Below are 9912 nucleotides of genomic sequence, written 5' to 3'. Positions count from 1 at the left end.
TGATCGGCTCTGCGAAGCGGGCTTGGACCTTCGGTTCCGCCTTCACCGGCCGGTAATACACGGTGCGGCGCGGTACGTCGAACCACCGGCACAGCTTCGAGATCGAGATGGTAATGCCGTCAGCTTTCAGTCCCTGGCGGATCGTCTCGATCATTTGTCGTCCTCGCCCAGCATGGACTGCAATTTTTTTCTGGCGCGCAGCTCCAGCATGGCTTCGCCGTACGCTTCCTGCAGATCCTTGATCTGCCGCTCGTACTGCTCCCTCAGGTCCAGCGGGTTGGCTCGCAGTGCGTTCTCCATGCCGCGTTTGCCATCGTCCACCCAGCCCTCAACCTCGGAGGGCGACAGATCGTAGGCTAGGCTGGCCTCCGCTACCGTCGTCTTGCCCTGAATGATGTCCAGCACCAGCGCGCTCTTGCGCTTGGCCGTCCATCGCTTGATGTCTTCTTCCATCTTCGTGCTCATCGTCTTTTCTCCTATTGTGACGTGAGCAGGTTTTCACTGGGTCATTACATCAATGCGATGATTGAGGAGTCGCCGTCGTTCAGCTACCGGACGGTGGTGCATCTGCTGGGGTTCAACAAGAACACCGTGCAGCGCATCTTCCAACTGATGGGCTGGCAGGTTCGCAAACGCCCGGTCGGCTTCTGGCGGCGCGTTCAGGCCATGCCATCGGTGGCCACCGCACCGAACGAGCGCTGGTCAACCGATATGTGCCGCGTCTGGGCAGGACGAGACGGTTGGGCGACGCTGGCGCTGGTGATCGACTGCCACACGCGGGAGTTGCTCGGCTGGCATCTGTCGCGCAGCGGGAAGGCCACCACGGCGTCGAGCGCGTTGGAACATGCGTTGATCGCCCGGTTCGGTACGCTGGGCAACCGGTGCCGCCTCAGCAAGGTTCAGGTGCAGAACAAACAGAAGCAAAGGCACCGTGAGGATGGCGCCGCGTGCGCCGATCATCGCCAGGATGACGCTGACCACAGCGCCTAGTTCCGTTGACTCGCCCGTGGCGAACCTAGGCGCGCTGCATATCGGCTTTCGCCCGTTCGATAAGCTCAAACACGACCATGCCTGCGAGCATGGCGGCCACGAAGCCGGCAGCTTTAGGGTAGCCCGCGCCCAAGGCCACGAGCGCTGGGCCAGGGCAAAAGCCTGCCAAGCCCCAGCCAACGCCAAACGCGGCACTACCCAGCACCAGCCGCCATGTCACGACCGTGCTGGCGGGCAACTGCACAGGCAGGCCCAGGAACGAGCGCTTGCGACGTTTGGCAATGAGGAAAGCGAGCGAACCGACGGCAATCGCACCCGTCATCACGAAGGCCAGAGACGGATCCCAACGCCCAGCCAGGTCGAGAAAGCCCTGTACCTTGGCTGGATTGGCCATGCCGGAAATCATCAGGCCGATGCCAAAGAGTAAGCCAGCGAGCAATGCGGCAATCGCAGTCATTTCAGCCTCCAATCAGGTGGCGTTGCACGAAGACGGTCAAGAAGCCAGCCGCCATGAAGGTCAAGGTGGCAACCAGCGAGCGGATCGAGCCGCGCGAGATACCGCAGACCCCGTGGCCGCTCGTGCAGCCGCTGGCGTAGCGAGTGCCAAGGCCCACCAGGAAACCGGCGACCAGTATCTCGCCCCAGCCTGCCTGGATATCCGCGATCGCTGGTCTGCCGAGTAGGCTCGCAATGACAGGGGCGCCGACCAGACCGATTAGGAAGGTCACGCGCCAAGCCATGTCGTTGCGTGGCAGGCTCAGCAGCCCACCCAGGATGCCGCTGATGCCGGCAATGCGGCCATTGAACAGCACAAGAACGGCAGCTGCCGCACCGATAATGAGTCCACCTACTAGCGACAGGGCGGGCGTGAAGTGGGCGAGGTCGATCAGCATGTCGGCTCCTGGTCAGTGTTGGCACAAAACTGCTCGTACAGAACAGTCATGACGGCAAGCGCCTGCGTGCTCGCCACCGAATAGAAGATGCTTTTTCCTTCGCGGCGAGGCGTTACCAGGCCGTTGTCACGCAGAACGCCAAGCTGCTGCGACAGCGTAGGCTGCCGGATACCAAGCTGGTCCTCCAGTTCGCCGACGGGCAACTCGCCCTGGGAAAGGCGGCACATCAGCAGGAGGCGGTCCGGATTGGCAAGCACCTTGAGCAGGGCGCAGGCATTCGTCGCTGCGGCCTGCATGGTGGTGAGGTCGATGATGGCGTGCGGCTGGTCCATGGGCACCTACAATTTACATAAAGATAGTATATTGAAAAATATACTATTGTGAATAGAGTGAATCGCATACAAGGAGATGTGCATGCAACCGATCATCCAGCCGTTCTTCGACCCTGCAACCTGGACGGTGACCTACGTGGTGTACCAGCAGGGGCGTTCCGAGTGCGCAATCGTCGACTCCGTGCTCGACTACGACCCCAAGTCGGGGAGGACTTCGACCACAAGTGCGGACAAAGTCGTTGCGTTCGTGCGCGAGCATGAGCTGAGCGTTGAATGGATTCTCGAGACGCATGCGCACGCCGACCATCTTTCCGCCGCCGCCTATCTCAAGCGTCATCTGGGTGGCCGTATCGCCATCGGTCAGGACATCCGCCGCGTGCAGGGGGTGTTCAAGAAGCTGTTCAATCTCGAACCTGGGTTCCGGCTGGACGGGTCGCAGTTCGACTACCTGTTTGAAGACGGTGAGACGTTCGCCATCGGCGGCTTGACCGGCAAGGCGATTCACGTGCCAGGACACACGCCTGCCGACATGGCCTATCAGATTGGGGATGCCGTGTTCGTTGGAGACACGCTCTTCATGCCGGACGTCGGCACCGCGCGCTGCGATTTTCCGGGTGGCGATGCGCACGAGTTGTATCGCTCCATCCGCAAGCTGCTGGACTTGCCGAGCCAAACCCGGCTTTTCATGTGTCACGACTATCCGCCAGAAGGGCGCGGTCCGGCTTGGGAGGCGACCGTGGATGACCAGCGAACTCGGAACATCCACATACATGACGGTGTGACGGAGGAACAGTTTGTCGCCATGCGGCAGGCACGTGACGCGACCCTGGCGATGCCAACGCTGATTCTGCCATCGGTTCAGATCAACATCCGAGCTGGCGAGCTGCCGCCGCCCGAAGACAACGGTTTGCGCTATCTGAAAATCCCGCTCAACGCCGTCTAGGGCGACCGTCGCGCCATTTTCCGAATCGTCTGGAGGCGAGGAAGCGGTTGCGTCGCGAGTCACAGAGGGCAAAGATAAGCATGCAATTCGGCATCAGAGCGAATCTTGGTCAGTTCCTGCAGCAGTTGCTGCAGGTGCTGCTTGTCGGCCTGACCATTGGCATGATGCGCAACGTCGTGCCCGCCCTGGCGGAGTCCGAGTTCGGCGTGCCGCGTGGGTCGTTCATGCTGCTGGTGGCATTCGTCGTGGCATTCGGCTTTGTGAAGGGCGCGATGAACTTCATCGCAGGGCGCTTGGCCGAGCGGATGGGCCGTAAGCGCGTCCTGCTATTCGGATGGCTCATTGCCGCGCCCATTTCCCCTCTGGTCTACTTCGCGCACAACTGGTCGTGGGTTGTGTTCGCAACCATCCTGCTGGGTATCAACCAAGGGTTGACCTGGTCTATGACACAGACCGCGAAGCTCGACATCACGCGTGCGGACCAGCGCGGACTGGTCATTGGCCTGAATGAGTTCTCCGGCTACGTCGGTGTTGCCCTGGCGGGTGTGCTTACCGGGTATCTCGCTTCCATGCTGGGGCCGCGCCAAGGCTTGCTGTGGTTCGGTAGCGTGGTGATTGGGTTGGCTACGGTTCTCGCCTGGCTGTCCATCGCTGAAACCCTCCCTTGGGCTCACGATGAAGCGAGGCGTCACGCGACTCCAGGCGCGCCCGCGCTGCGCCCGAAATATCCCACGGCGGTGGGCCCCCAGCCGACCACCGCAGAGATGTTTGCGCTGATGACCTGGCGGGACCGGCGAATGGCGGCGCTTTGCCAAGCGGGAATGGTCGAGAAATTCGTCGATGCCTTGGTCTGGGCTTTTTGGCCTGTCTATCTGCATCAGCACGGGGTGAGCTTGCCAGGCATCGGCTGGATTGCGGGCGTCTACGGCTTCACGTGGGGCGCTGCGCAGTTCTTCACCGGCAGGTTGTCGGACCGACTGGGCCGTCACCGGCTCAACACACTTGGCATGTGGATTTGCGGTGGTGGTGTCGCGCTCATGCCGCTTGCCGCAGGCTCAACGTCTTGGAGTATCGCTGCGGCAATCGCTGGGCTCGGGATGGCGATGCTGTATCCGAACCTGAGCGCAGCCGTTGCGGACATTGCACATCCGAACTGGAGAGCCTCGGCCATTGGCATCTATCGCTTCTGGCGTGACCTGGGCTATGGCATTGGCGGACTTGGGCTAGGCATTGCTGCCGCGCTGGGCGGTAGTATTCAAAGCGCGTTCTGGTTCGTTGCCGGCGCCATGTTCTTGTCGGGGCTCTTGCTCTACGTGTGGGGCGAAGAGACGCATCCGCGTTTGAACCCGGCGGGCTGATGAAGCGTCGTTACCGGCCCTTTTGTTACCCATGACATCTACAGTCTGAGGACCAGAATGAAGAGTCTCAACCAGGTTTTCGTGGTGATCCTCCTCGCCACCTTCGCTTTAACAAGCGGAACGCATGCAGCGGATGCCCAGCGTCGGGCCGAAGTGGTCAATCGCAGCGCTGACGTCATGCCGTTCAACTTGAAGGACACCACGCACGTTTTCATCAAGACGCAAAGTGGTGGCATTCAGCGCGTTATTGCCAAGAATCCTGCCGACGCACGGCAGACTGCATTGGTGCGCGAGCATCTGCGTGCCATCCAAGCGCAGTTCGTCAAAGGCGATTTCTCAGGCCCCACGCATATCCATGGCTCAGCCATGCCCGGCTTGACCGAGCTAGAGGCTGCCAAGCCTGGGCAAATCGAAATTCAGTACAGGGAAGTCGATGCCGGAGCGGAATTGACCTACCGTACCGAACACAAGTCGCTCGTAGCTGCGCTGCACAGTTGGTTCGATGCTCAGATTTCAGACCACGGGGACGACGCCATGGCTGGCGAGGAGCATCGCCATCATCATGGCGCGCTCATGACGCAATAGGTCGGCGAGATGGACAAGTTGGGGCGAAGGCGAGGCTGACTGACGGCTCTCGTACCCGAGATTGATGGACATCAACATCGACGCTCCCACCTCGCCTAGAGTTTTTGCATAGGCGCTTGCGCCCCGTGTTCGTTTGTTCATGAAGCGGCGAGGCCGGTCATGCACGAAAGAGTCCTCATTTCCCATACTGACTTGGCGGCTTTGATGGAAACGAAGCCGGTGGTACTCATCGAGACAAATCTCGGTTCGTGGAACGAGTGGTCGCGGGATCCTTCCCTGCCTATCAAAGAGGGGTTGCCCTACTGACGCGCTGATGCCAGGGAAGTAAGCAAATCGTGCCCATGTTTCGCTTCAGGAGAGATGCGACGAGATAGGGATTGCTGCTGACCACAGTTGTCGGCTGTGGCTTCTTCCAGCGCGCCCACCATTGCTCAATGCGTCGCTCCGACATGCGCTTGCATTCTCTATGCGGATCGGTGTGTTGTGGAAACGGTCTTTACCATTCAAGCAGTCAGCAAGGTCTACCCAATGGGGAGCGTGAGCGTCTGCGCTCTGGATCGGGTCGACTTGGAACTCGCTTCCGGTGAGATCGTCGTGCTGCTGGGAGCCTCGGGCAGCGGCAAATCCACATTGCTCAACCTGATGGGCGGGCTCGACACACCAACGAGTGGTTCCATCGTGTATCGCGACCACGATCTTTCGGCGGCGGGGGAGCGAGGTCTCACCCGTTTCCGGCGCGAACACGTCGGATTCGTCTTTCAGTTCTACAACCTGATTCCCAGCCTGACCGCCCGCGAAAATATCGCGCTGGTGACAGACATAGCAGAGCGCCCGCTTGATCCCGACACCGCGCTGAGCATGGTCGGCATCGGGGCGTTGGGCGACCACTTTCCCTCGCAGATGTCCGGCGGGGAACAGCAGCGTGTTGCAATCGCCCGAGCCGTCGCCAAGCGGCCGGACGTCCTGCTGTGCGACGAGCCGACTGGTGCGCTGGATTTCCGGACCGGGCGACTAGTGCTCGAGGTATTGGAGCAGGTGAACCGCGAGTTTGGCACCCTGATTGTCGTCGTCACACACAACGCTGTGATCGCCGACATGGCGGATCGTGTCTTACGCATGAGCAGCGGAGCCATTGTCGAGCACCGCCACAATGCACAACGTGCCCGTGCGCAGGACCTGGCATGGTGAGCACGCTTGTCCGGCTGCTCTGGCGAGACCTCTGGCGCATGCGCGCGCAGGTCGTGGCAGCCGTATTGGTGGTCGGATGCGGTGTCGCCACGTTTGTCGCGATGCGCAGCACATACCTGGCGCTGCTCAATGCGCAGCAGGAATACTACGCGTCGTACCGGTTTGCCGACCTCTTCGTGCATTTGAAGCGCGCCCCATTGGAGGCCGCCTCGCGTATCGCCGCGCTACCGGGCGTGTCTCGTGTGGAGGCGCGAGTGGTGTCGGACGTCACGGTCGATATACCCGGCCTCGTTGAACCCGCCACGGGGCATATCGTTTCGATCCCCGAGCTCGGCTGGCCGACGCTCAATCTGCTTCATCTGCAAAGCGGCCGCTATGTTGCGCCGGGTCGAGACGACGAGGTTCTGGTCAGCGCGGCGTTTGCGGATGCCAACGGTCTGCTGCCGGGCAAACACTTCAGCGCCATTCTTAACGGGCGATGGAAGCGCCTGCACATTGTTGGCATCGCCATCTCGCCAGAATATGTGTATGAGGCAGGTGCAGGTTCCATCTTCCCGGACAATCGCCATTACGGCGTCCTTTGGATGGGAACCAACGCCGTGTCGGCGGCGTTCCGCATGGATGGCGCGTTCAATGATCTTGCGCTGTCTCTCGATGGCAGCGTGCCGGCGCCGCACGTGATCGCGCAGGTCGATCACGCGTTGCTGCCGTACGGCGGGCTCGGCGCAATCGGCCGGGAGAATCAGGTGTCAAACCGATTCATCTCCGACGAGATCGCACAGAACCGTGTGACGGCCACCTACGTGCCCGCCATCTTCTTTCTCGTTGCCATGTTTCTGCTACAGAACGTGCTGAGCCGGCTGATTGACATGCAACGCACACAGATCGGCTTGATGAAGGCATTCGGATATGGGGATATCTCGGTCGGCCTGCATTACCTGCAGCTTGCGTGCGTGGTTGCGGCGGCGGGCGCAGCCGTTGGCATTGGCGGCGGGATGGTGTTGGGGACGTACCTGACTGACCTCTATGCCAAATACTATCGTTTGGCTCACCTTGAGTTTCGAGCCGACGCTTCAATCATGGTCTGGGCGCTTCTGGTGAGCTTCGCGACTGCGGTTGTGGGTGCGCTGGCAAGCATGACAAAGGCAATCAGGCTGATGCCGGTTGACGCGCTTCGCGCCGCTGCGCCGCCGGCCTTTACGGTCGGCTGGGCAGAACGGATCGGGCTATATCGACGGTTGAGCGTGGTCTGGCGAATGATAGTGCGCAATATTGCCCGCCAGCCCGTCAAGTCACTCCTGGGCGCTCTGGCCATCGCATGCGCGAGCGCGATTCTTGTGGTCGGCGGCTTCTTCTTTGACGCAATCGACTACCTGTTCGACATTCAATTTCAGCAAATCGAACGCCAGGATGTGACGGTTGCGTTCTCTCAACCGCTATCGCATCGCGCCATCTACGCAATCGAGCGCTTGCCCGGCGTGTTGAAGGTCGAGGCATTTCGCGATGTTCCGGTCAGGCTTTCCGCGGGGTATCGGTCTCGCCAAGTCTCGCTGAGCGGAGTCGCTCAAGCGGCGAGTCTGCACCGGCTGGTCGATGACCAGGGAAGACCGTTGCGAGTGCCGCCAGATGGCCTGCTGGTTTCGGACCGACTTGCGGATGTTCTTGGCGTGCATCCAGGCGACAAGATCACGGTCGAGGTGTTGGAGGGAAAGCGTCAAATCAGACAGGTTACGTTGGTAGGGCGCTCCGGCGATCTGGTCGGCATCGCCGCCTACATGGACCAGAAAGCGCTGGCGAACCTCCTTGGAGAAAGTGGAAACTGGTCGGGAGCGAGGCTGTCTGTCGATGGGCATGCCCTTACACGCCTATATGCAACGCTCAAACGCCTGCCCGCTGTGAATGCGGTGGCAGTCCGCCAGTCTGTCATCGACAGTTTTCGCAAGATCATGGACGAGAGCGTTCGCCTCTCCACATCCATTAACTTCGCCTTTGCCTGTGTGATTGCGTTTGGCGTCGCGTTCAATGGCATGCGTATCGCTTACTCGGAACGCGTTCAGCAACTGGCATCCCTGCGCGTACTCGGCTTCACGCAAGGCGAGGTTGCCTGGATTCTGCTTGGAGAGCAGTTTGTACTCGCCGCCATTGCGTCTCCAGCAGGTCTCTTGCTGGGATACGGTGTGTGCGGCCTTCTCGCCACGCGGCTTGCAACCGACCTGTACCGTCTTCCGCTCGTGGTTCACGCATCGACGTTCGCATACGCCTTTGTCGTAGCAGCGGGCGCAGTCGCGTGTTCAGGGTTGCTCGTGGCGTTGAAGATTAGACGGCTGGATATCGTTGCCGTGCTCAAGGCAAGGGAATCATGAAGCGAGGCGCTCTCAGCAAGTCGCTTGCCGTTACCACCACCGTGCTTGCGCTGGCGGCGGTGCTCACGTACGCGTTCTGGCCAACGCCTGTGGACGTCGATACCGGGCTCGTCACGCGGGGGCCACTGCAGGTCACGATTGATGAAGACGGCGAAATCCGTGCGCACGACCGTTATGTGATCACCGCGCCAATCACTGGGCGACTTCTGCGCGTGGACCTGCATGAAGGCGATCGCATTCAGGCCGGACAGGTGATCGCCATTTTTGTGCCGGTGCCAATGACACCCGGAGAGAGTGCGGGGCAACGGGCGCGTGTTGACGCGGCAGAGGCAGTCTTTCGCGAGGCACAGGCACGCGCCGCTCACGCCCGGGCCGATTACGAGCAGGCACGACGAGACTTGGATCGGGGTGAGAAGCTGTTGAACAGTGGCGCCTTGTCAAGGCAGGAAGTGGAGCAGATGCGCACCACCGTGGCCTCTGGCGCCAGCGACTTTGCTGCCGCGCGCGCAAGAGAGACATCCGCGGCAGCGGACGTGCGCGTTGCGATGGCCAATCTAAAGGCGTTGGAAGCTGGGCAACCGGTCGAAGTTCGTGCTCCGACTGATACCGTGCTACTGCGCATCGAACAGCAGAGTGAGCGCGTGGTGCTTGCCGGCACCCCCGTCATGCTGCTGGCAGATCCGTCGCGCTATGAACTGGTCGTCGACGTATTGTCGACCGATGCCGTCAAGATCAGCCCCGGCATGCGTGTGTCGATGGTGGAATGGGGCGGGCCACTGGCGATGAATGCCACCGTGCGAACTGTTGGCCCAGGAGCGTTCACCAAGGTGTCCGCCCTCGGGGTCGAAGAGCAGCGGGTCCATGTTGTGGCAGACCTTGTCGACCCACCCGGAAAACTGAACGACGGATATCGCGTGCAAGGCAGAGTTGTCATCTGGGACCGGCCGGATGTGCTGCGATTGCCGATTGGCGCGTTGTTCCGGTGTGGTGAGCGTTGGTGCGCATTCGTTGTCGAAAATGGACGGGTTGTGCGCCGGAGCATTCAGATTGGGCAACGAAATTCCGAAGAGGCGCAGGTCTTGGACGGACTCCGCGATCACGAAACCGTGGTCCTGTATCCGCCAACGACACTGGGCGACAACATGAAAGTGCGTCCACGGAAGTAGCCGGGCAGCAGATGGAGACGTCGCTGCCACCACGGCATTCTTGCCGGAGCAGCAGTGGAACCACAGGGTCCTTGTCACGTCAGCCATCGACATT

At 60.9% G+C, this 9912-nt stretch carries 11 protein-coding genes; 7 read left to right on the top strand and 4 right to left on the bottom strand.

The window, feature by feature from the left end; all coding sequences use genetic code 11:
* Positions 1 to 150 precede the first annotated feature (150 nt).
* Positions 151 to 465 (bottom strand): DUF1153 domain-containing protein, encoded by a 315-nt coding sequence (locus B4F51_RS12250; protein WP_296225827.1) that lies wholly within the window; start codon positions 463 to 465, stop codon positions 151 to 153.
* A 93-nt stretch (positions 466 to 558) separates the two neighbouring features.
* On the opposite strand from B4F51_RS12250, the gene B4F51_RS12245 reads away from it, so the two are divergent.
* The gene (locus B4F51_RS12245; RefSeq protein WP_296225825.1) at positions 559 to 990 is read left to right on the top strand and encodes a DDE-type integrase/transposase/recombinase; all 432 of its coding nucleotides are present in this window, start codon (positions 559 to 561) and stop codon (positions 988 to 990) included.
* Between the two features lie 25 nt (positions 991 to 1015).
* Here the strand turns inward: B4F51_RS12245 and B4F51_RS12240 are convergent, their stop codons facing one another.
* The 3 genes from B4F51_RS12240 to B4F51_RS12230 are packed head-to-tail and all read right to left on the bottom strand — an operon-like array spanning position 1016 to position 2215.
* Positions 1016 to 1447 (bottom strand): DUF6691 family protein, encoded by a 432-nt coding sequence (locus B4F51_RS12240; RefSeq protein ID WP_296225823.1) that lies wholly within the window; start codon positions 1445 to 1447, stop codon positions 1016 to 1018.
* A gap of 1 nt (position 1448) precedes the next feature.
* Positions 1449 to 1883: a YeeE/YedE family protein gene (locus B4F51_RS12235; protein WP_296225821.1), complete on the bottom strand. Its 435-nt coding sequence runs from the start codon at positions 1881 to 1883 to the stop codon at positions 1449 to 1451.
* On the bottom strand, positions 1877 to 2215 hold the full coding sequence (locus tag B4F51_RS12230; protein ID WP_296225819.1) for an ArsR/SmtB family transcription factor: 339 nt from the start codon (positions 2213 to 2215) through the stop codon (positions 1877 to 1879). Before B4F51_RS12230 ends, B4F51_RS12235 begins: the two co-directional genes overlap by 7 nt.
* A gap of 82 nt (positions 2216 to 2297) precedes the next feature.
* Here B4F51_RS12230 and B4F51_RS12225 point away from each other — a divergent pair, with 82 nt between their 5' ends.
* From B4F51_RS12225 to B4F51_RS12200, 6 genes are all read left to right on the top strand, one after another.
* Entirely contained in the window at positions 2298 to 3158 is an 861-nt protein-coding gene (locus B4F51_RS12225) for an MBL fold metallo-hydrolase (RefSeq protein WP_296225818.1), read from the top strand.
* An 80-nt stretch (positions 3159 to 3238) separates the two neighbouring features.
* On the top strand, positions 3239 to 4516 hold the full coding sequence (locus B4F51_RS12220) for an MFS transporter (protein ID WP_296225817.1): 1278 nt from the start codon (positions 3239 to 3241) through the stop codon (positions 4514 to 4516).
* A 57-nt stretch (positions 4517 to 4573) separates the two neighbouring features.
* Entirely contained in the window at positions 4574 to 5101 is a 528-nt protein-coding gene (locus tag B4F51_RS12215; protein WP_296225816.1) for an aspartate carbamoyltransferase, read from the top strand.
* A 483-nt stretch (positions 5102 to 5584) separates the two neighbouring features.
* Positions 5585 to 6289, top strand: coding sequence for an ABC transporter ATP-binding protein (locus B4F51_RS12210; RefSeq protein ID WP_296225814.1), 705 nt, complete (start codon positions 5585 to 5587; stop codon positions 6287 to 6289).
* Entirely contained in the window at positions 6283 to 8652 is a 2370-nt protein-coding gene (locus B4F51_RS12205; RefSeq protein ID WP_296225812.1) for an ABC transporter permease, read from the top strand. The genes B4F51_RS12210 and B4F51_RS12205 overlap by 7 nt, the downstream gene beginning before the upstream one ends.
* Positions 8649 to 9818 (top strand): efflux RND transporter periplasmic adaptor subunit, encoded by a 1170-nt coding sequence (locus B4F51_RS12200; RefSeq protein ID WP_296225811.1) that lies wholly within the window; start codon positions 8649 to 8651, stop codon positions 9816 to 9818. Before B4F51_RS12205 ends, B4F51_RS12200 begins: the two co-directional genes overlap by 4 nt.
* Positions 9819 to 9912 lie beyond the last annotated feature (94 nt).

The sequence above is a fragment of the Ralstonia sp. UBA689 genome (assembly GCF_002298975.1).
In the GTDB taxonomy this organism is placed as follows: domain Bacteria; phylum Pseudomonadota; class Gammaproteobacteria; order Burkholderiales; family Burkholderiaceae; genus Ralstonia.
Note: the sequence above shows the minus strand (reverse complement) of the source record. Positions and strands in the feature narration are given on the sequence as shown.